Genomic DNA, 23,978 nt, shown 5'->3' with positions numbered 1-23,978 from the left:
ATTTTCAACCAAAATAAGCATTTTCATCTTTTGCAGTTGTTCAGATTCGGTTTATTTTAGTCGTATGAATGCTAATTATTTACAAACTCCCATTGCATATTTAAAAGGTGTTGGCCCAAGTAGAGCCGAAACCTTACAGGGTGAATTAGGCATTTACACCTATCAAGATTTAATAAATCTTTTTCCTAATAGATATTTAGACAAAACACACTATTACAAAATTAATGAGCTGCAACGCAATAGCGCAGAAGTACAAGTAATAGGTAAAATAATACAGTTAAAAGCTATTGAGCAAAAAAGAGGAAAAAGACTCGTTGCCACTTTTGTAGATGAGACTGGAAAAATGGAGCTGGTTTGGTTTAGAGGACAAAAGTGGATTAGAGAAAACATTAAACTAAATGTACCTTATGTTATATACGGTAAAACAAATTGGTTTAATGGTACTTTTTCTATGCCTCATCCAGAATTAGAACTTTTAGAAGACCATAAAAAAGGGCTAAAAGTTAGTATGCAACCTATTTACCCTTCTACAGAAAAACTAAGTAGTAGAGGTATTACAAACAAGGGTACAAGTAAGTTAATGCAACAGCTTTTTTTAGATACAAAAGCTAGGTTTGTAGAAACACTACCTACTTATTTATTATCTGAATTAAAGTTAATGGGTAAGAGTGATGCCCTATTAAATATACACTTTCCTAAAAGTCAGGAAGAATTAGCAAAAGCACAGTTTAGGCTTAAGTTTGAAGAGTTATTTTACATTCAGCTACAGTTAATTGCAAAAAAAATGGTTCGTAAAAACAAAATTAAGGGCTTTCCGTTTACTGCGGTAGGTACTTATTTTGGTGATTTTTACAACAACCATTTGCCGTTTGAGCTTACTAATGCTCAAAAAAGAGTTATTAAAGAAATTAGAGCAGATTTAGGCAGTAATGCACAAATGAACAGACTTTTACAGGGAGATGTTGGTTCTGGTAAAACTATTGTTGCTTTAATGACAATTTTACTGGCTTTAGACAATGGTTTTCAGGCGTGTTTAATGGCTCCTACAGAAATTTTAGCAACACAACACTACCACGGCATAACAGAACTACTACAAGGGTTAGATATAAAAGTAGCTTTACTCACAGGTTCTGTAAAAAAATCTGCCAGAAAAGTTATTCACGAAGATTTAGAAAGTGGTGAACTTCATATTTTAATTGGCACACACGCTTTATTAGAAGATAAGGTACAATACAAAAATTTAGGCTTAGCAATTATAGATGAACAACATAGATTTGGAGTAGCTCAACGTGCAAAACTATGGCGTAAAAACACTGTGCCTCCGCATATTTTGGTAATGACAGCCACTCCTATTCCTAGAACCTTAGCAATGAGTTTGTATGGCGATTTAGATATTTCTGTAATAGATGAGTTACCTCCTGGTCGTAAACCAATTAAAACCGTACACAGATTTGACTCTAACAGACTAAAAGTTTTTAGTTTTTTAAAGGATGAAATAAATATAGGCAGACAAGTATATGTTGTTTACCCATTAATACAAGAGTCTGAAGCTTTGGACTATAAAGATCTTATGGATGGTTACGAGAGTATATCTCGTGATTTTCCTGCACCTAAATATCAAATATCAATTGTACACGGACAAATGAAACCCGCTGACAAAGAATTTGAAATGCAACGATTTATAAAAGGTGAAACTCAAATAATGGTAGCTACAACTGTAATAGAAGTTGGTGTTAATGTACCTAATGCTTCTGTTATGATTATTGAGAGTGCAGAACGTTTTGGTTTGTCTCAACTACACCAATTAAGAGGTCGTGTTGGTCGTGGTGCAGACCAAAGTTATTGTATTTTAATGACCAGTCATAAACTGTCCCCTGATGCCAAAACAAGACTAGAAACAATGGTGCGTACCAACGATGGTTTTGAAATTGCAGAGGTAGATTTAAAACTTCGTGGACCTGGAGATATTATGGGTACGCAACAAAGCGGTGTTTTAAACCTAAAAATAGCAGACATTGTAAAAGACAACGACATTTTACAAACGGCTAGGCATTATGCTATTAAAATTTTAAAAGAGGACCCTAGTCTTAGTAATCCTAGTAATACTGTGGTTTCAGAAGCATACGCACAACTTGTAAAGCACAAAAACATATGGACGTATATAAGTTGAACATCGTAATTTTACACAATATTTTAACAAACAATTTTTAGTATTCTTTATTTTTGATAGTTAGAGGTTTTATTAGAAACTTAAGAATAAGATAGTGTAGAATTACACAAATCTTTATCCTAACTAAGACGAAAATAAATAATACATGAAAACACTGTTTGACAAGGTGTGGGACTCCCACGTAGTAAGAAAAATAGAAAACGGACCAGATGTTCTTTTTATAGACCGCCATATGGTACATGAAGTAACAAGTCCTGTTGCTTTTTTAGGCTTAAAAAGTAGAAACATTGGTGTTAAACACCCAGAAAAAACATTTGCTACTGCGGACCATAACACACCAACTATTAACCAACACTTACCCGTAAAAGATCCTTTATCTGCTAAACAGTTAAAAGCTTTAGAAGAAAACTCTAACGCGCACGGTATTAGTTATTGGGGATTAGGTCACGAGAAAAATGGCATTGTACACGTTGTTGGTCCAGAATACGGAATTACACAACCAGGTGCAACTATTGTGTGTGGAGACTCACACACATCTACACATGGTGCTTTTGGTGCAATTGCTTTTGGTATTGGTACGTCTGAAGTAGAAATGGTATTGGCTACACAATGTATAATGCAGCCTAAACCAAAAAGTATGCGTATTAACGTTGTTGGTAACCTTAGTAAAGGTGTTACTCCTAAAGATGTTGCATTATACATTATATCACAATTAACTACATCTGGTGCTACCGGATATTTTGTAGAATATGCTGGTGATGTATTTAAGAATATGTCTATGGAAGGCCGTATGACGGTTTGTAACTTAAGCATAGAAATGGGTGCCCGTGGTGGTATGATTGCTCCAGACGAAAAAACATTAGATTACGTTAAAGGAAGAGAATTTACACCAACTGGTACTGCTTGGGATAAAGCAAAAGCATATTGGGATACATTATATACTGAAGAAAATGCCACTTTTGATAAAGAACTTACTTTTAAAGGTGAAGATATAGAACCAATGATTACTTACGGTACCAATCCTGGTATGGGTATGGGTATTGGTAATGACATACCAACTGCAGAGAGTTTAGAAGGTGGTGTATCTACCTATAAAAAATCGTTGCAATATATGGCCTTTAATGAAGGTGATTCTATGATTGGTAAGCCAATTGACTTTGTCTTTTTAGGAAGTTGTACCAACGGAAGAATTGAAGATTTTAGAGCGTTTACAGAGATTATTAAAGGAAAACAAAAAGCACCAAACGTTACCGCTTGGTTGGTTCCTGGTTCTCATAAAGTAGAAGCTGCAATTAAAGAAGAAGGTTTATTAGATATTTTAACAGCTGCTGGTTTTGAACTTAGAGAACCAGGTTGTTCTGCTTGTTTAGCTATGAATGATGATAAAGTACCTACAGGCAAATACGCGGTAAGTACATCTAACAGAAATTTTGAAGGTAGACAGGGTCCAGGTTCTAGAACATTGTTAGCATCTCCTCTTGTTGCAGCCGCTGCAGCAGTTACTGGAAAAGTAACAGACCCCAGAGAATTGCTATAAAATAGCTGTTAGCTATTAGCTCTTAGTTACCAACTAAAAGCTTTAGAAAATTGATAATTAAAATACACCAATAGCCAAAAGCTAGAGGTTAAAAGTAAATTTAAAATGGCATACGACAAATTCAACACATTAAAAAGTAGCATAGTTCCGCTACCAATAGAAAACGTAGATACAGACCAAATAATACCTGCTAGATTTTTAAAAGCTACAGAACGTAAAGGTTTTGGAGATAATCTATTTAGAGACTGGCGCTATAACCCAGACAATACTCCTAAAAAAGATTTTGTATTAAACCAAGATAAATACGCTGGTAAAATACTGGTAGGTGGTAAAAACTTTGGTTCAGGATCTTCTCGTGAACACGCAGCATGGGCAGTATACGATTATGGATTTAGGTGTGTAGTTTCTAGTTTTTTTGCTGATATTTTTAGAAATAACTGTTTAAATGTCGGGGTATTACCGGTACAAGTTTCTGCAGAATTTTTAGAAAAAATATATGCTGAAACAGAAAAAGACCCTAAAGCACAAGTAGAAATTAGTTTACCTGAACAGACCATTACTATTGTTGGTACTGGAGAAAAAGAATCGTTTGACATTAATGCATACAAAAAAGACAATATGCTAAATGGTTTTGATGATATTGATTACTTATTAAATATTAAAGAAGAGATTACGGCTTTTGCTGAAAATACTCCACTATAATTTAATACGTACCTGAATAACCCACCAAAACTATAATGAAAAGAAAAATTGAAATAATGGATACCACACTCCGTGATGGTGAACAAACATCTGGAGTGTCCTTTTCTGTTTCTGAAAAATTAACCCTTGCCAAATTACTTTTAGAAGAACTAAAAGTAGATAGAATTGAGGTTGCCTCGGCTCGTGTATCTAACGGTGAATTACTTGCCGTGCAAAAAATTACAAATTGGGCAGCTTCTCATAATTTTATAAATAAAATAGAAGTTTTAACTTTTGTAGATAATGGCGTATCTATTAAATGGATGCAAGATGCTGGTGCTAAGGTTCAAAATTTACTAACTAAAGGATCATTAAATCATCTTACGCATCAACTAAAAAAAACACCAGAGCAGCATTTCAAAGAAATTGAAGCTACTATACTTCTTGCTCAAAAGCATCAAATAGAAACAAATGTTTACTTAGAAGATTGGAGCAACGGTATGCGAAATTCATTAGAATATGTATATCAATTTTTAGATTTCTTATCAAATCAACCTATAAAAAGAGTTTTACTGCCAGACACTTTAGGAATTTTAACGCACACAGAAACGTTTGCTTACATAACAGATTTAGTTAAAAAGTATCCAAATCTTCATTTTGATTTTCACGGTCATAATGATTATGATTTAAGTGTTGCCAATGTTATGGAAGCTCTTAAAGCGGGTTGCCACGGACTACATTTAACCGTAAACGGTATGGGAGAACGTGCCGGTAATGCTCCAATGGCAAGTGTTGTGGCTGTAATTAACGATTTTTTACCAGATATAGAAATAGCTCTAAAAGAAACATCTTTGTATACCGTAAGTAGACTTGTATCTACTTTTACAGGCTTTGGAATACCTGCAAATAAACCTATTGTTGGCGAAAACGTTTTTACGCAAACTGCCGGCATACATGCAGATGGAGACAGTAAAAAGAATCTTTATTTTAACGATTTACTACCAGAACGTTTTGGTAGAAAAAGACAATATGCACTAGGTAAAACATCTGGAAAGGCAAACATTTTAAAAAACTTACAAGAACTTGGTCTTACTCTAAATGATGATGATTTAGGGAAAGTTACACTACGTATTATTGAGTTGGGTGATAAAAAAGAAAAGGTTACTAAAGAAGACTTACCGTATATAATTTCTGATGTTTTAGATAGCGGTAGTTACCAAGAAAAGGTAATTATAAAGTCTTACGTGCTTACCCACTCTAAGGGTCTAAAGCCATCTACTACAGTTGCTGTAGAGATAGAGAAAGAACTTTTTGAAGAAAATGCTCAAGGAGACGGCCAGTATGATGCTTTTATGAATGCGATAAATAAGATTTATAAAGCTAAAAAAATTGAGTTGCCAAAATTAATAGATTACGCCGTACGTATACCGCCGGGTAGTAATTCTGATGCTTTATGCGAAACAATTATTACTTGGAAAAAAGCAGATAACGAATTTAAAACTCGTGGTTTAGACTCTGACCAGACAGTATCTGCAATAAAAGCAACAGAGAAAATGCTAAATATTATTTAGCAAAATAAAAATATAATAACATAAAGAGTACATATTAATATGAAACTAAACATAGCAGTATTAGCCGGTGACGGTATAGGACCAGAAGTAATAGACCAGGCTATAAAAGTATCTAACGCTATTGCAGAAAAATACAATCACGAAATTAACTGGACACCTGCATTAACAGGAGCTGCAGCTATAGATGCTGTTGGTGAGCCTTACCCAGATGAAACTCACGCTATTTGCGAAGCAGCAGATGCTGTTTTATTTGGCGCTATTGGTCATCCTAGATTTGATAATGACCCTTCTGCTAAAGTAAGACCTGAACAAGGGTTACTTAAAATGAGGAAAAAATTAGGCCTGTTCGCTAATGTTAGACCAACATTTACTTTTCCTTCTTTAATAGATAAATCTCCATTAAAAAGAGAGCGTATAGAAGGTACAGACTTAATTATATTAAGAGAACTTACTAGTGGTGTTTATTTTGGCGAAAGAGGCCGAAAAGATAACGGAAACACTGCTTTTGATACAATGACCTATACTCGCGATGAAATTACAAGACTTGCTGTAAAAGGTTTTGAATTGGCAATGACACGTGGCAAAAAATTATGTTGTGTAGACAAAGCTAACGTATTAGAATCTTCTAGACTATGGAGAGAAACAGTACAGGCAATGGAAAAAGATTACCCAGAAGTAACTGTTAGTTATGAGTTTGTAGATGCTGTAGCTATGCGTTTGGTACAATGGCCAAGTGAATATGATGTTATTATTACAGAAAATCTTTTTGGAGATATTTTAACAGATGAAGCTTCTGTAATATCTGGATCTATGGGGTTAATGCCATCTGCATCTGTAGGAACAAAAAATAAATTATACGAGCCAATACACGGTTCTTACCCACAAGCAGCAGGAAAAGATATTGCTAACCCACTAGCAACAGTTTTATCTGCCGCAATGTTATTTGAAGATTTTGGATTAACTACAGAAGCACAAACAATAAGAGATGTTGTAAACAAATCTTTAGAAGAAGGCTATGTAACAGAAGATTTAGCTGATGGTGGAGAATCTTTTAAAACAAGTGAAGTAGGCAATTGGCTGGTTAAAAACATATAATCTTAGTACAATTATATACTAGTGAAAAAGCCTTTGAAATCTACATTCAAAGGCTTTTTATATTTTTAAAGTTACCAGCTAACACCTGCTCCTCCTCCTCCAGAGCTACCACCTCCATAACTTGAAGATGAGGAAGAAGATGAAGATGATGAAGAAGATGACGATGATGAATAGCCACTCCCAGAGCTAGAACTACTAGAAGAACTAGAGCTTTCTCTTACCAATTTTGCTAATACAACAACTTCAGATGTTTTATCATTACAGTTTTTACATTCATAATAATCTATACGTTCACCTTGTCTATCATAATTAGCTCTTTTAGTAACTTTAGATCTAGTTTTCCCTTTTGTTTTATACTTACACTCTTTACATCTTGCGTATTTTCTACTAGAATTGCCTTCATACTTTAATATTAAAACATCACTTTCATCGTCTGTTACCCAAACATCATAATCTACAGAGTTTATATTTTCTTCTATAATCTGACCTTCTTTTAAAAAGTTTCTCTCATTTTTAGAATTCAATAATATCAAAGGCTTACCATTAACCTTACTAAATCTGGGGTCGTACCTATATGATTTTAATAAATTAATAATTCTGCTATTTAAATGAAGTAACGGAATTGGAAATAAAATATATAAACATCCCATTTTATGCTCTAACAGTCTGTTGTATTTATCATAATAATCTTCTTTAGACCTATCTATACTTTCTATGTATATATAGAAGTACAAGCTTAAACAAATACAACTAATTATATATAACATAAAAACATAAAACCAGATTCCCAAATTACTAGGCAAATAATTAAAATAGTTAGTATTATTGTTATTGCTAGTTACTTCATAAGTAACATCATTAGAGTATATATAATCTAGAGTATCTGGATTTTCTACAATTTGTTTTACTCTGTCTGAAGCCTTAAGTAAGCCCTGACCGTATTCTCCTTCTTTAAAAAATGGAACAATTTCATCTGTCCCAATTCTATAACAAGTATTATCTGTTAGCACCGTTTCTAAGCCATAACCAGTTTCAAACTCGGTTCTACGCTGGTCCATTACAGTTAAAATTAATAAACCATTATCTTTATCTGCTTTACCAATTCCCCATTTATTAAAGAGTTCTGTTGCAAAGTTTTTAGGTATTCTATCTCCTATACTTTTAACAATAACAACAGTAACTTCTGCAGATGTATGTGCTTCTAGCTCAAACAACACTTTATTTATCTCCTCTTCATATATAGCAGAGATATAACCATCTGGATCACTAACGTATCCTAAAATACCTTCTCCTCTAGGTTTAGGAATATCAGCTACCGTATAAAACTTTATTTCTTTATTAGAATAATTTGGAGCTTTAAAAACTGGATATTCTACAGGTTTGTAAGACTGTTCTTCTGATTCTGGTTCTGTTTCTGCTATTACAGTTTCTGGAATATCTAGATCTTGTACTATTTCTTCTTCTTCAGCTTTATAAATTGAATCCTCCTCAACTATTGGCGCTACAGTAATAACATCTTCAATAGCTTCATCTTTAAGATAGGATACTTCAATTTCCGTTTCAGAAATATCGATCTCTTCTGGGTTTTTATTAGTACAAGATTGTAGTACAAAAAGTAAAAGAAGTAGGTAGCCGTATTGTTTAAATTTCATTGGTTAGTTTTATATCAAACTAAACTAGAAATAAAAAACAAGCTTGACAAGATAAAATTACCCTACTAATTATTGATTGGAGCTATTTGCTTTCTTTTTTCTTTTTCTACTTAAAACAATACCAACAGCAATTAAAGCACCTGTACCGGCTAAAATAGCACCAACATAACTAGAAGATATAACACTATACCCCATTGCTATTGGCAAACCAGCTAAATAAGCTCCGGATGCATTACCCATATTAAATGCACTTTGGTTCATAGAAGAACCTAACATTTCTGATCCTTTGGATGCATTTATAATTGCCATTTGTAATGGTGTAACTACACTAAAAGATATTGCTCCAATTACAAAAGTTAAGACTAAAACTAAAACGGGATTAGCTGCAAAAGAAGCATTAATTACTAAAGCTAAAGCCATTAGACCTAAACTTGTAATTACGGCTCTCATTGGCGATAACCTCTCTGTTAATTTTGCTCCTAAAAAATTACCCGCAACCATTCCTAATCCTGCTAAAATCATAGCATAACCAATCATATATTCAGGGTATTTAGATACGTCTGTAATTAATGGCGCTATATAACTATACCAAGCAAAAAAGCCACCTGTACCCACTGTAGTTAACAAAATAAGAACCCAAAGTTCTAATCGTTTAAAAATCTGAAAATCTTTTTTTACATTTTCTGATGATGATGGAGGCAATTTTGGCATCCAAAAGTAAACACCTAACATAGCCATAATACCAACAACACCTACCATCATAAAAGCTACATTCCAGCTAAAATGATGCCCAAAATAAGTACCTATAGGTACACCAATTACATTTGCAACAGTAAGACCTGCAAACATAATTGCCATTGCTTGTGGTTCTTTACCTGGTGTTGCTAATTTACCAGCAACCACTGCCCCAATACCAAAAAAAGCACCGTGAGGAAGACCAGATAAAAATCTAAAAATTAGCAAACTAGAGTAACTCTCCGAGAAAGCAGAAAGTGTATTAAAAACAGTAAACCAAAGCATTAAAGCCAATAACATTTTATGAGATGGCCATTTGCTACCAATTGTAGATAATATTGGCGCACCAATTACAACTCCTAAAGCATATGCAGCTATAAAATGTCCTGCTTGCGGTATAGTTATCTTTAATGCTATTGCTACATCTGGTAAAATACCCATAATAACAAACTCTGTCATTCCAATACCAAACCCCCCAATAGCTAAAGCAATTAATGCTTTTTTATTCATTTTCTTAGCGCTCATTTTTTCTACTTCTTTCTAAATAAATTAGACTACAATTCAATCATAAACAAGCGTACAAAGGTAACTAGATTACTACCGAAACAACACTACAGAATTAACACATTTATGTTAATTAATGTATAAAAAACAGTTGGTCTGTAAAATTCTACAATTGGGTATTTCTTTTTATCAAAACACTGCAAACTAGGTCACATTTGTAGCATCAATCTAAAACAATAATAAACCTTATTAAAATGAAACAGTTTCTTTTCTTATTATTTATACTAACTCAGTTATCGCTAACTGCACAAACCACCATTTCTGGAAAAGTAACAGATAATAAAGGCCTCCCTATTGGTGGTGCCAACGTTTATTTAGATGGCACTTATGATGGTACAGCAACTATAGACAATGGAACATTTACATTTACCACAGAAGAAACAGGAGAACAAACTTTAATAGTTTCGTTTATTTCTTTTGAAACGTACCACTTAACTGACTTGGTTAAAAACTTAAAAAATATAACCATAAAACTTAAAGAAGACGTAAATACTTTAGATGCTGTAATTGTAAATGCAGGCTCATTTAAGGCAGGAGAAAATGCGAAAGTTACAGCGCTAAAACCTTTAGATATTGTTACTACTGCTGGTGCAATGGGCGATTTTATTGGTGCGCTACAAACACTACCTGGCACATCTAACGTTGCAGAAGACGGTCGTTTATTTGTTCGCGGTGGAGATGCTGAAGAAACCCAAATTTTTGTAGACGGTATGCGCGTATTTAGTCCTTACTCACCTACAGCCAATAACATACCTACACGTGGCAGATTATCTCCTTTTTTATTTAAAGGAATTACTTTTTCTACTGGCGGATATTCTGCTGAATACGGACAAGCATTATCTAGTGTTTTACTTTTAAATAGTATTGATGAGCCGGAGGAGGAACGTACAGACATATCTTTAATGACAGTAGGCGCTGGTATTGGAAACACTCAAAAATGGAAAAAAAACTCACTTAGTATAAATGCATCATACATAAATTTAAAACCGTACCAAGAGCTTTACCCAGATAATAATGAGTGGCATAAACCTGTACAATCTTTTGGTGGTGAAGCTGTATACAGACATAAAATTAATAATAATGGTTTACTTAAGTTATATGGAGCTTTTAGCACTGTAAATTTTGATGTAACACAAGAGGACATAAATATACAAGAAGGCATACGCTTTGGTATGAAAAATAGAAATTTATACTTTAATACATCCTATAAAGACTTTTTTAAAAATGATTGGAGCATACAAACTGGCTTGTCTTACGCTAATGATTATTCTGATTTAGATATTATAGACAATACTGTACAAGACACAGAAAATGCTGCTCATTTAAAATTAAAGTTAAGTAAGTTTTACAACAGTAGATTTCGTTTAAATTTTGGAGCAGAATATTTTATTACCAATTTCAATGAAGACTATACTGCATTAAATGAGGATACTTATAATTATACATTTAATAACAACATTACTGCGTCTTTTGCAGAAGCAAATATTTTCTTTTCTAAAAAATTGGCTGCAAATATTGGTTTACGCGGTGAGTATTCTAGCTTATTAAATGAGTTTACCGCGTCACCTAGAGCTTCTATAGCATACAAATCTGGCGCTAACTCTCAAGTTTCATTAGCATATGGGCAATTTTACCAAAATCCTAGAAATGAATATTTAAAATTTAATACCAATTTTTCAGCAGAAAATACATCACATCTAATTGCCAATTATCAGTATGTAAAAAACAAGCAAATATTTAGGGCTGAAGCTTATTACAAAGACTATAACAACTTAGTAAAATACAATACAGAACAACCACTACCAACAGCAAACTATAGTAATAATGGTGCTGGTTTTGCAAAGGGCTTAGACTTATTTTGGAGAGATAATAAAACTATTAAAAACACAGAATACTGGGTGTCTTACTCGTATTTAGATACAGAACGAGATTACAAAAATTACCCAACCAAAGCTACACCAAGTTTTGCATCGCAACACAATGCTTCTGTAGTTATAAAACACTTTATAAGTAATTTAAAAAGTCAGGTTGGTTTAAGCTATAATTTTGCTTCTGGGCGTAACTATACAGACCCAAATAAAAATGGTTTTTTAAATAGTAAAGCAAAAAACTACAACGCTGTAAATGCAAATTGGGCGTATTTAATTAGTCAGCAAAAAATACTATACTTCTCTGTTAGCAATGTTTTTGGCACGCAAAATATAAACGGATATCAATTTAAAAACCAATCTAATTCTAATGGTGTTTTTGAGAGTAGAACTATTAGACCAGCTGCAGATCGCTTCTTTTTTGTTGGTTTCTTTTGGACTATAAGTGATAATAAAAAAGACAATCAACTAGATAATTTATAAATCTACGTTTCAGAAACTAAAAGTAACAACTGAGTAACTTAAAAATGCATAACCAACCAAAGGTTATGATATTTGAAAAAGCAATAAACAACAACATAAAATTTAATAAAATGAAAAAGTTAGCATTATTAGTAGCCTTTGTATGTGTAGCAAGTGTAACTGCACAAACACAATATGAAAAAGGAATGACCAAAGCATTTGAGTTATGGAAAAACAAAAAGAACATAGAAGCAGTACAAATTTTTGAGCGTATTTCTACGGCAGAAAAAGAAAATTGGCTACCACCGTATTATGCTGCTACCGTAGAAATTATAAGTGCGTTTGGTGTTAAGGATGAAGCCGTATTAACTGCTAAACTAAACAAAGCAAAAACATTTTTAGATGCTGCTGACAAACTATCTGAAAACAATCCTGAAATATTAATGTCTTACGCTTTATTAAACACAGCATATATTGCTTTTGACGGACAAAAATATGGAATGACATTATCTGGTAAAAACGTTGCCATATATAACAAAGCATTAGCACTTGCACCAAATAACCCAAGAGTAATTTTAAGTAAAGCAGAATGGGATATGGGAGCAGCTAAGTTTTTTGGACAACCATTAGAGCCATTTTGTAAAGATGTAAAAAAAGCTGTAGAATTATTTAAAAAAGAAGAGCAAACAATTAAATTTTATCCTTACAGCGGATTAGACAGAGCTGAAAAAATAATGAAAAACTGTGAAAAAAAATCCTCTCAAAATTAATTGAGAGGATTTTTATACTTCTTAAATTATAGTACTATAAAATATAATCTGTACTAATAAAGTTAGATAATCTAGTCTCTAATAATTGTTCTATAATTTCGTTATTAATATCGTTGTCTTTAGACGCAACAAAAGTACGTACAGAGAAAGAACGTAAAGCATCGTGCACACTTAATGTTGCTTGTGCAGAATCTTTACGACCTGTAAATGGGTAAACGTCTGGTCCTCTTTGACAAGAACTGTTTAAGTTTACTCTACAAACTAAGTTTACTAATGTATCTATTAACGGTGCCAATGTATACACATCCTTACCAAATAAACTTACTTGCTGCCCGTAATTAGACGCAGCCATATCATCTAAAGGTTCTTCTATATTACTAAAAGAAACAATTGGCACTACTGGTCCAAATTGCTCTTCTTGGTACACACGCATATCTTTAGTAACAGGGTATAATACTGCTGGCCAAATATAATTATCTGTAGTCTCTCCGCCTTTTGCATTTAAGATTGATGCTCCTTTTGCTGTAGCATCATCTATAAGTTCTTGTATATATGCAGGTTTACTTGGTTCTGGTAATGGCGTAAGTTTTGCTCCATTTTCCCATGGGTTACCAAACTTAAGTTCGTCTACTCGTTTCGCAAAACGCTTGTTAAATTCTTCTGCAATACTCTCGTGTACATAAACAACTTTAAGAGCTGTACAACGCTGACCATTAAAAGATAACGTACCAGCAATACATTCATCTATAGTTAAATCTAAATCGGCATCTGGTAAAATAATAGCGGGGTTTTTAGCTTCTAAACCTAAAACCAAACGCAACCTATTACTTTTTGGGTGCTGATCTTGTAATGCATTAGCAGATTTACTGTTACCTATTAGCGCAAGTACATCTACCTTACCTGTTTTCATAATAGGGCTAGCTACTGCTCTACCTCTACCAAAAATAATATTTACAACACCATTTGGGAATGATGATTGAAAAGCCTCTAACAATGGCGTAATTAATAAAACACCGTGTTTAGCAGGCTTAAATATTGTGGTATTCCCCATTATTATTGCAGGAATAAGCAATGCAAATGTCTCGTTTAATGGATAATTATAAGGTCCTAAACAAAGAACAACCCCTAATGGCCCTCTGCGAATATGTGCATAAACACCATCACTTTTTTGAAACTTTGCAGCATCTCTATCTAACTGCTTATAATCTTCAATTGTATCTTTAATATAAATTACTGTACGGTCAAATTCCTTTTCAGAATCTGGAAGAGATTTACCAATTTCCCACATTAAAAGTTTCACAACTTCATCTCGCTTAGTAACCATTTTGTCTACAAACTTCTCCATACAATCTATACGCTCTTTAACGCGCATAGTTGGCCAAGCTCCTTGTCCTTGATCATACGCTTTTAAAGCTGCATTTAACGCATCTAAAGCTTCTTCTTCTCCCATATCTGGAATACTACCTAACAATGTTGGTTTGTATTCTTCTGTAGACGAAATTGTAGAAAATACTTCTGTACTTGGTCCGCTCCATTTTTTTAAGTCGCCACCAACTAAGTATTCTTTTTGTTCTATAAGCTCGGTAATTTTATATTCTTGTGGTATTGTAGTTACACTCATATTTTCAATTTTAAGACTAAACTATTATCTTGAGTAGTGAATTTACTAAATCTTATGTTTATAAATAAGCTTATAATCCATTATATTTAGCTGCAAATCAACGAAAACGTTTTCAATTGTGATTTTTAATGAAAATCTGTAAAATTGTTTTTATTTACACTAGATATTGAAATAAATCGGGCTTATTATTTAAGTAATCACCAAAGAAATTATTGGCTTTCATTCTATTAATTAACGGATCTAAATCTTCTGGGCTCTTTAGTTCTATACCAACAATAGCAGGTGCATTCTCTTTGCTAGATTTTTTAGAATATTCAAAATGAGTAATATCATCTGTAGGTCCTAAAATTTCTGCAACAAACTCTTTTAAAGCTCCTGGACGTTGCGGAAAACGAACAATAAAGTAATGCTTTAAATTAGCAAACAAGAGAGCACGTTCTTTAATCTCGGCAGTTCTAGTAATATCATTATTACTACCACTAACAATACAAACTACGTTTTTACCTTCTATTTCTGTAGCGTACTGGTCTAACGCAGAAATAGTTAATGCACCCGCAGGTTCTACTACAATGGCATCTCTGTTGTACAAATCTAAAATAGTTTGACACACTTTACCCTCTGGTACTGTAATAACAGCATCTAAATACTCTTTACAAATCTCAAAAGTTAAATCGCCCACACGTTGTACAGCAGCACCATCTACAAATTTATCTATTTGTGTAAGTTCTGTATTTACGCCGTTTTCTATACTTGTTTTCATAGAAGGAGCACCAGCAGGCTCTACACCAATTATTTTTGTATTGGGTGATAAAGCTTTAAAAACACCACATAAACCGGCAGCTAAACCACCACCTCCAATTGCAACAAATACATAATCTATTTCTTTTTTAGATTGATGAATAGCTTCTAGTCCAACTGTAGCCTGACCTTCAATTGTTTTAGGATCGTTAAAAGGGTGTACAAATACCTTTTTATGCTCCTCGCAAAACTGAATAGCCGCTTTAGATGAATCGTCAAAAGTATCGCCTTGTAAAACAATAGTTACCCAATCTCCTCCAAACATTTCAGTCTGTTCTACCTTTTGTTTTGGCGTAACAGAAGGCATATAAATAGTTCCTTTTATACCTAAATGATTACAAGCAAAAGCTACACCTTGCGCGTGGTTGCCAGCACTTGCACAAACAACTCCTCTTTTTCTTTCTTCAGCAGATAATGAATTAATTTTATTAAAAGCACCTCTAATCTTATAAGATCTTACACGGTGTAAATCTTCTCTTTTTAATAAAATGGAAGCATTAAAAAGTTTAGAATAGCGAATACTTTCTAGTAATGGGGTTATATCTGCAACTGCGCTTATTGTAGTAGCTGCTTTACGTATGTCTTCTATATTTGGAAAATAATGCATTGAAAATAAAATTAAAAAACCCGCCTAGTTTCTAAGAAACCAGGCAGGCTATAGAATAGTTTAGTTTGGTTTATACAATAGGTTTCATTGCCGTCATAGACGCTCTTAATCTTGCACCAACAATTTCTACCGGATGCTCTCTTAATGCCTTGTTTACAGCAATTAATTTAGCATTATCTACACCATTGCCTGCACCAGCAGCGTATGGTTTACCAATAATAGAAGTATCTACCTTGGCCATAAAGTCTTTTAATAAAGGCTTACAAGCATGATCAAATAAATAACAACCGTATTCTGCAGTATCAGAAATAACTCTGTTCATTTCAAATAACTTTTTACGTGCAATTGTATTGGCAATAAGCGGAGTCTCATGTAAAGATTCGTAGTATGCAGACTCTTCAATAATACCTGAATCTGTCATAGCTTCAAAAGCAAGTTCTACACCTGCTCTTACCATAGCTATCATTAATACACCGTTATCATAAAATTCTTGTTCAGAAATTTCTACGTCACCAGCAGCTGTTTTTTCAAAAGCAGTTTCACCAGTAGCAGCACGCCAATCTAATAGGTTTTTATCACCATTAGCCCAATCTTCCATCATTGTTTTAGAAAATTCGCCTTCCATAATATCATCCATATGTTTTTGAAATAATGGGCGCATAATATCTTTTAACTCTTCAGCTAACTCAAATGCTTTTATTTTAGCAGGGTTAGACAAACGATCCATCATATTAGTGATACCACCATATTTAAGACCCTCTGTAACAGTTTCCCATCCGTATTGTATTAATTTAGAAGCATATCCAGCATCTACACCTTCTGCTACCATTTTATCAAAACAAAGAATAGAACCTGTTTGTAACAAACCACATAAAATAGTTTGCTCACCCATTAAATCTGATTTTACTTCTGCAACAAAAGAAGATTCTAAAACACCAGCTTTATGTCCGCCTGTAGCAGCTGCATAAGCTTTAGCTTGCGCTAAACCTTTACCTTCTGGATCGTTCTCTGGGTGAACTGCAATAAGTGTTGGTACACCAAAACCTCTTTTATACTCTTCACGAACCTCTGATCCTGGAGACTTAGGCGCCACCATTATAACAGTTAAATCTTTACGTACTTGTGTACCTTCTTCAACAATATTAAAGCCGTGAGAATAAGATAATGTTGCACCATTTTTCATTAACGGCATTACTGTATTTACAACATTTGTATGTTGCTTATCTGGGGTAAGGTTAATTACTAAATCTGCTGTTGGCACTAATTCTTTATAATTACCTACAGTAAAACCATTTTCTGAAGCATTTTTAAACGATGCTCTTTTTTCTTGTATAGCAGCATCACGCAAAGCATAAGAAATATCTAAACCAGAATCTCTCATATTTAAACCTTGGTTTAAGCCTTGAGCTCCACAGCCAATAATTACTATTTTTTTGCCTTTTAATGCTGTTACACCATCAGAGAATTCTGTAGTATCCATAAATCTACATTTACCCAACTGAGTTAATTTGTCTCTTAGTGATAAGGTGTTAAAATAATTTGACATTTTCTGTACTCTTTTTTATCTCAATACGTATACTGAGAATGATTAATTAATTATGTTGAAATTCTTCTAATAAGCTACTAATACGCATTTCTGCTTTACTTACTGCAATTCTACCTGAACGTACAAATTGCATTATTCCGTAAGGTTCTAGTTGCTCATGCATTTTATTTATTTCTTCTCTTTTACCAGATTTAGAAAGCACAAAAAAGTCACGCGCTACAGTTACTATTTGTGAGTTGTTCTCTTTTATTATGTTCTGAATCTCACGTTCATCAAACAATAAATCTGATTTAATTTTAAACAAAGCTGACTCTTGGTAAATTATATCATCATCATTATGATAAAATGCCTTTATGACCTCTATTTGTTTTTCAATCTGACCCACAATGTTTATAACCCATTGCTCTGTAGTATGCACAACAATAGTAAACTTAGAAACGCTGTTAATTTCTGATTTAGAAACATTTAAAGCCTCTATATTAATGTGTCTTTTTAAAAATATGCCTGATATTCTGTTTAACAATCCTACGTTGTTTTCAGAATAAACCGATATGGTATACCAATTATTTTTCATTCTTTTATTGCCCCAATTTTGTGCTATTAAAGCCTTTATTGGAATTTTTTAATTAAACTTATTTTAATCTAACGTCTGATACTGAAGCCCCAGAAGGAATCATAGGAAAAACATTATCTTCTTGCTCTACTTTAACTTCTAAAAAATATGGTTCTTTAGACGCTAACATTTCTTCAATTGTAGATTTTAACTCGCTACGTTCACTAACGCGTTTAGATTTAATGTGATAGCCTTCTGCTATTTTTACAAAATCTGGATTTACCATTACAGTAGATGCATATCTTTTTTCAAAAAATAGCTCTTGCCATTGACGTACCATTCCTAAATGATCGTTATTTAATACAATGATTTTTACAGGTACTTTATGCTGAAAAATTACGCCCAACTCCTGTATTGTCATTTGGTAACCGCCATCTCCAATAATAGCTACTACTTCCCTATCCATTGCTCCCATTTTGGCACCAATAGCAGCTGGTAAAGCAAAACCCATAGTACCTAAACCACCAGATGTAATATTACTTTTTGTCTGGTTGAATTTTGCATATCTACAAGCAATCATTTGATGCTGACCAACATCACTAACTATAACGGCGCTATTTTTTGAAGCTAAATTAACCTGTTCTATAACTTCGCCCATTGTCAATCTTTCTTTGGTTGGACGAATATCTTTTTCTATAACCGTATCAAACTCTACCTGATACATTTCTTTAAAAACAGTATGCCAAGCTTTGTGCTCATTCTCTTTTATAAAAGGAAGTAAAGCCTCTAAGCTATCTTTTGCATTGCCTAAAACAGCAACGTCTGTTTGTACATTTTTATTAATTTCAGCAGGGTCAATATCAAAATGAATAATTTTTGCCTGTTTAGCGTAGCTATCTAAATTACCAGTAACACGATCATCAAAACGCATACCAATGGCAATTAAAACATCGCACTCATTAGTTAATACATTTGGAGCATAATTACCGTGCATACCAACCATACCAACGTTTAAAGGATGGTCACTATTTAATGCAGCAACACCTAAAATAGTCCACGCAGATGGTATACCTGCTTTCTCTATTAATGCTTTAAGTTGTGCTTCTGCTTCTCCTAAAATTACACCTTGACCAAATACAATAAGTGGCTTTTTTGCTGAATTAATTAGTGCCGCAGCAGCTTCTACTTTTGCCGTATCAATTTTAGGAAACGGATTGTAACTACGTACACCAACGCAGGCTTCATAACTAAAATCAAATTCTTGAAACTGTGCATCTTTAGTAATATCTACTAATACAGGGCCAGGTCTACCAGATCTAGCAATGTAAAAAGCCTTTGCTAATATTTCTGGAATTTCTTCAGCTCTTGTAACTTGGTAATTCCATTTTGTAACTGGTGTAGAAATACCAACAATATCTGTCTCTTGAAAAGCATCTGTACCTAATAAATGTCTAGGAACCTGGCCTGTAATACACACCATTGGTGTAGAATCTATTTGGGCATCTGCCAATCCTGTCACTAAATTTGTTGCTCCAGGACCAGAAGTTGCTAATGCAACACCAACTTTACCTGAAACCCTTGCATACCCTTGAGCTGCGTGTGTTGCCCCTTGCTCATGACGTGTAAGAATATGAGTTAATTTATCTTGAAACTTATATAACTCGTCATAAACAGGCATAATTGCACCACCTGGGTAGCCATAAATTAAATCTACTCCTTCTGCTAATAAGCAATGTATAATTGCTTCTGCACCACTTATTTTTATGGTCTTTTTAGTTTTTGATCCTGTCTTTTTTTCTTTTACTGTTTCCATCTTCAAAGAGTTAAAGTAAAAAGTGTTATTGTAAAGTTTTAAAAACCAAGCAATGTTACTTTTCTAATTTTTAAATTTTTAGTTAAAATTCATCCGTTACACAACCTTGTGCTGCAGATGATACAGAACGTGCGTATTTGTATAACACACCTTTTTTAAATTTTAATTCTGGAGCCAACCAAGATTCTTTACGTTTTGCAAGTTCTTCTTTGGTTACATCTACATTAATTGCATTTGTTTCTGCATCTATTGTAATAATATCTCCATCTTTTACAAGTGCAATTGTACCTCCATCTTGAGCTTCTGGTGCAATATGACCAACAACAAAGCCGTGTGTACCACCAGAAAAACGACCATCTGTAATTAATGCTACCTCTTTCCCTAAACCAGCACCCATAATAGCTGCTGTTGGTTTAAGCATTTCTGGCATTCCTGGTCCGCCTTTTGGTCCTTCATATCTAATGACGACTACATCACCTTTTTTAACTTTTCCGTCTCTAATACCATCATTAGCATCGTATTCGCTATTAAAAACCTTAGCTGTACCTTTAAATAACAACCCTTCTTTACCTGTTATTTTTGCTACAGAGCCATTCTCTGCTAAATTGCCATACAACATACGTAAATGACCTGTTGCTTTAATTGGGTTTTCTAGAGGACGAATAACATCTTGCCCCTCTATTAAACCTGGAACATCTTTTAAGTTTTCTGCTAATGTTTTACCGGTAACAGTTAAACAATCTCCGTGTAACAATCCGTTTTCTAATAAGTATTTTAATACTGCCGGAATACCACCAATACGGTGTACGTCTTCCATTAAATATTTACCACTAGGTTTTAAATCTGCTATAAAAGGAGTGGTGTCACTTATTTTTTGAAAATCTTGTAATGTAAAGTCTATATCTGCTGCTCTAGCAATAGCTAAAAAGTGCAATACAGCATTTGTAGAACCTCCCATAATTGTTACTAAACGAATTGCATTCTCTATTGATTTTCTTGTAACAATATCTAATGGCTTAATATCTTTTTCTAACAGGTAATACATTTGTTTACCTGCATCTATACATTCTTGCTTTTTTTCTTTTCCTGTTGCTGGGTTAGATGAGTTGTAAGGTAAAGACATACCTAATGCTTCTATTGCTGAAGCCATAGTATTTGCTGTATACATACCACCACAAGCACCTGCACCTGGAATAGCTTTTTTAATAATACAACCAAATTCTTCTTCTTTCATAGTACCAGCCACCTTTTCTCCCCAAGCTTCAAAAGCAGAAACGATATCTAGCTTTCTATCATTATGACAACCCGAAGCAATGGTACCACCATAAACCAATATAGATGGCCTATTTAAACGGATCATAGCCATAAGTGCACCAGGCATATTCTTATCACAACCAACAACAGTTACTAAACCGTCATAAGACATACCTTGCACAACAGTCTCCATAGAATCTGCTATAATATCTCTAGAAGGCAATGAAAAACGCATTCCTGGAGTCCCCATAGAAATACCGTCACTAACACCAATTGTATTAAAAATTAGTCCAACAGACTCATTAGAATTAACACCTTCCTTAACGTCCTTAGCTAAATCATTTAAGTGCATATTACACGGATTACCTTCGTAACCAGTACTTGCAATACCCACAATTGGCTTACTAAAATCTTCATCTTTAAAACCTATACCGTACAACATAGCTTGTGCTGCTGGTTGTGTAGGGTCTTGTGTTACGTTCTTACTGTACTTATTTAACTCCATTTGGCTATATATTGTAATTCTTTGACTTTATTAAATATAATTTACTATTCAAATATAATTCTTTCACTTTCTTCATTTTTTTAACATTGTTTTTTTATATAAATTCAACCTTCAATATATTTACTTAACTCGTTAATTACCAGAAACATAAACCCTTAATTTGTATCACACTCAGCTATTTTTATTTAGAGTATTTACTCCTAACATCTAAGCTTTACGTAAAGCTTAAAACAAAAAAAAGCCTGTGTCAATTTGTATGACACAGGCTTTTCTTAAAATCAATATAAGACCGTATCACCCCCAGAGAGAGATAATAATGACTAATACGATAATAATTATGTTGTTTGTTTTCATTCTGATAACAATATTAGATATAATTTTTTTTAAATACTACTTTTTATTTTTAAAAAATTATTCAACTATAAAATCTTTTTCTATTGACACTTCCTTACCATTTTCTGTAAACCCTTTAAGTGTAAGTGTAAAAGCTCCTTTTACATCTGACGTATAGAACTCTATTTCTTTAGTTTTTAAATCTTTAAAAGTAATATTTGGTTCCCATAACAATTGATATCTAAAATCTGGAATATGTTTATTAATATCTAATTTTTTGTAATTAGGTTTATAATAAATTAAATTTTGTATTGGCTTAAACAAATTATAATTTATTACACCTGATTTAGAATAAGGTAATTTGAAATCACCCGCTTTTGTGAAAATTTCAATTATACCTTGATAAACTTCTTCTCCGTAAACATATTTTCTTTTTAAAAGACTAATACTTTCTATTTTTCTAGCATCATAATCCATCATAATTGTATGATCCTGAACAACTACACCATCTACAAGAACAAGAGCCTTAATTTCTGGCAATTCAAAATAATCATAAGCTTTATTTTCCATTCTTACTTGAAAAACATATCTATTATCATCTATTTTCTTAGACCAAACATTGTCTACTACTTCTATTAATGTTTCTTTTACTGTTTTAAAACGCGTATAATCATCTAGTTTGTAAACAATCTTATTATTCATTGTAAAGGGTTCACTCTTTTTGTTAATTAAAATTGAATCTGGTTTTAATTCAAAATAGGCATTATCTATTTGATTATGGATACTTCTATTTAATATTAACTGATTAGCCGAATATGGTATTCTTAGTCTTTTATATGTTAAGTTTGATAAATCTACTCCTGTATATGGTAATATTTTTAACTTATAATCATTATTATTTTTACTAATTACCTGAATAACAGCATCATCAGCATCATACTCTTTATCTAAAATAAAAACAAACTCTCCTTTACTGTTTGTTCTTGAAAATTTAAAAAAATAACCATTACTATTAGGTACGGAAATAGAGATAGAAATATTATGAATTGGTAAAGCAGTATTAGCTGTTTCTATAGTTCCTTTAATAATTTCCCCCCGTAACTCTGGTAAAGAAATTGCACTACCTTCTACAAGCTTAATATATGGATATTCCTCACCTTTAAATTCTTTATAATTATTAGAATAATCTTCTGTATTTGTAATAATAGAATTTTTCTGATGAACAGATATAGAATAATTGCCATTAATATGTTCTTGATTTGGAGATAGCGACATACTCACTTTTGAACGTTGCTTGTATGTGTTATTGGACAACTCAACTGTTAAATCGACTTTATTTGTAGTTTCGTTTTTTAGATCAAAATTATTATTACTTAAATTTTTATTTGTTATAAAATTTATTTTTTGATTTTCCTGATAAGGATTAATAACATTAATGTCCCCAGCAAAGTAAGATGTGGTTTCATTATTTTTCATCCAATTTGTATATCCAATAATTTTATAGTTTCCACTGGGTATAGAAACGGGTAGAAAAAAATCTCCTCTTCCTAAACCATTAATAAGCCTAACTTTTTGGCTAATAATAACTTTATTACCTTCACCTACTAGTTCTACATAACCAATTTTACTAATAGTGCTTGGTTTTTGATTTTTTAAATAAGTACAATACATAGTATAGTGAAGATACTCACCTACTAATAACAAACTAGAGTTGTAATGTATAAAAACTTGTTCTTTTAATGCGTTAGAAACATTACTCTCTATTTTATTTTGTTGACCAATTAAAAAATTGGAAAATTGAATAAAAAAAAACAAGATAAAAATTTTATATATTTTTTTCATT

General features: G+C 32.9%; 16 protein-coding genes. 7 read left to right on the top strand and 9 right to left on the bottom strand.

Translation table 11 applies throughout. From position 1 onward, the window contains the following. The first annotated feature begins 64 nt into the window (after nucleotides 1-64). From recG to leuB, 5 genes are all read left to right on the top strand, one after another. Nucleotides 65-2,170: an ATP-dependent DNA helicase RecG gene (recG, locus tag BT107_RS01850; protein WP_072302048.1), complete on the top strand. Its 2,106-nt coding sequence runs from the start codon at nucleotides 65-67 to the stop codon at nucleotides 2,168-2,170. A gap of 145 nt (nucleotides 2,171-2,315) precedes the next feature. Then, nucleotides 2,316-3,707 carry a 3-isopropylmalate dehydratase large subunit gene (gene leuC, locus BT107_RS01845; protein WP_072302047.1) on the top strand — a complete coding sequence of 464 codons (1,392 nt, stop codon included), beginning with the start codon at nucleotides 2,316-2,318 and terminating at the stop codon, nucleotides 3,705-3,707. A gap of 105 nt (nucleotides 3,708-3,812) precedes the next feature. Then, a complete protein-coding gene (gene leuD, locus BT107_RS01840; protein WP_072302046.1) occupies nucleotides 3,813-4,409 on the top strand; it encodes a 3-isopropylmalate dehydratase small subunit in 597 nt (198 codons plus the stop codon). Between the two features lie 35 nt (nucleotides 4,410-4,444). Next, the gene (locus tag BT107_RS01835; RefSeq protein WP_425291835.1) at nucleotides 4,445-5,959 is read left to right on the top strand and encodes an alpha-isopropylmalate synthase regulatory domain-containing protein; all 1,515 of its coding nucleotides are present in this window, start codon (nucleotides 4,445-4,447) and stop codon (nucleotides 5,957-5,959) included. 39 nt (nucleotides 5,960-5,998) lie between these two features. After that, a complete protein-coding gene (gene leuB / locus BT107_RS01830) occupies nucleotides 5,999-7,054 on the top strand; it encodes a 3-isopropylmalate dehydrogenase (protein ID WP_072302044.1) in 1,056 nt (351 codons plus the stop codon). Nucleotides 7,055-7,125: 71 nt separating this feature from the next. Here the strand turns inward: leuB and BT107_RS01825 are convergent, their stop codons facing one another. Further along, nucleotides 7,126-8,706 carry a TPM domain-containing protein gene (locus BT107_RS01825; protein WP_072302043.1) on the bottom strand — a complete coding sequence of 527 codons (1,581 nt, stop codon included), beginning with the start codon at nucleotides 8,704-8,706 and terminating at the stop codon, nucleotides 7,126-7,128. Nucleotides 8,707-8,775: 69 nt separating this feature from the next. Further along, nucleotides 8,776-9,966, bottom strand: a complete 1,191-nt coding sequence (locus tag BT107_RS01820; RefSeq protein WP_072302042.1) for an MFS transporter — start codon at nucleotides 9,964-9,966, stop codon at nucleotides 8,776-8,778. A gap of 233 nt (nucleotides 9,967-10,199) precedes the next feature. Between BT107_RS01820 and BT107_RS01815 the strand changes: the two genes are divergently transcribed. Further along, entirely contained in the window at nucleotides 10,200-12,356 is a 2,157-nt protein-coding gene (locus BT107_RS01815; RefSeq protein WP_072302041.1) for a TonB-dependent receptor, read from the top strand. A gap of 110 nt (nucleotides 12,357-12,466) precedes the next feature. Further along, nucleotides 12,467-13,105 carry a hypothetical protein gene (locus BT107_RS01810; protein WP_072302888.1) on the top strand — a complete coding sequence of 213 codons (639 nt, stop codon included), beginning with the start codon at nucleotides 12,467-12,469 and terminating at the stop codon, nucleotides 13,103-13,105. A 34-nt stretch (nucleotides 13,106-13,139) separates the two neighbouring features. Here the strand turns inward: BT107_RS01810 and BT107_RS01805 are convergent, their stop codons facing one another. The 7 genes from BT107_RS01805 to BT107_RS01775 all read right to left on the bottom strand — a co-directional run bounded on the left by BT107_RS01805 (nucleotide 13,140) and on the right by BT107_RS01775 (nucleotide 23,977). After that, nucleotides 13,140-14,726 carry an NADP-dependent glyceraldehyde-3-phosphate dehydrogenase gene (locus BT107_RS01805; protein ID WP_072302040.1) on the bottom strand — a complete coding sequence of 529 codons (1,587 nt, stop codon included), beginning with the start codon at nucleotides 14,724-14,726 and terminating at the stop codon, nucleotides 13,140-13,142. Nucleotides 14,727-14,880: 154 nt separating this feature from the next. Beyond that, nucleotides 14,881-16,131 carry a threonine ammonia-lyase IlvA gene (gene ilvA, locus BT107_RS01800; RefSeq protein WP_072302039.1) on the bottom strand — a complete coding sequence of 417 codons (1,251 nt, stop codon included), beginning with the start codon at nucleotides 16,129-16,131 and terminating at the stop codon, nucleotides 14,881-14,883. A 70-nt stretch (nucleotides 16,132-16,201) separates the two neighbouring features. Continuing rightward, on the bottom strand, nucleotides 16,202-17,677 hold the full coding sequence (gene ilvC, locus BT107_RS01795; RefSeq protein WP_072302038.1) for a ketol-acid reductoisomerase: 1,476 nt from the start codon (nucleotides 17,675-17,677) through the stop codon (nucleotides 16,202-16,204). A 46-nt stretch (nucleotides 17,678-17,723) separates the two neighbouring features. Next, entirely contained in the window at nucleotides 17,724-18,251 is a 528-nt protein-coding gene (gene ilvN, locus BT107_RS01790; protein WP_072302037.1) for an acetolactate synthase small subunit, read from the bottom strand. 58 nt (nucleotides 18,252-18,309) lie between these two features. Further along, nucleotides 18,310-20,043, bottom strand: coding sequence for a biosynthetic-type acetolactate synthase large subunit (gene ilvB / locus BT107_RS01785; RefSeq protein ID WP_072302036.1), 1,734 nt, complete (start codon nucleotides 20,041-20,043; stop codon nucleotides 18,310-18,312). 82 nt (nucleotides 20,044-20,125) lie between these two features. Next, nucleotides 20,126-21,802, bottom strand: a complete 1,677-nt coding sequence (gene ilvD, locus BT107_RS01780; RefSeq protein WP_072302035.1) for a dihydroxy-acid dehydratase — start codon at nucleotides 21,800-21,802, stop codon at nucleotides 20,126-20,128. A gap of 411 nt (nucleotides 21,803-22,213) precedes the next feature. Then, nucleotides 22,214-23,977, bottom strand: a complete 1,764-nt coding sequence (locus BT107_RS01775; protein WP_072302034.1) for a hypothetical protein — start codon at nucleotides 23,975-23,977, stop codon at nucleotides 22,214-22,216. Between the last annotated feature and the right edge of the window lies 1 nt (nucleotide 23,978).

It is taken from the genome of Cellulophaga fucicola (assembly GCF_900119145.1).
Lineage (GTDB): Bacteria > Bacteroidota > Bacteroidia > Flavobacteriales > Flavobacteriaceae > Cellulophaga > Cellulophaga fucicola.
The sequence above is the reverse complement of the archived record's forward strand: the minus strand, read 5'-3'. Positions and strand labels throughout refer to the sequence as shown.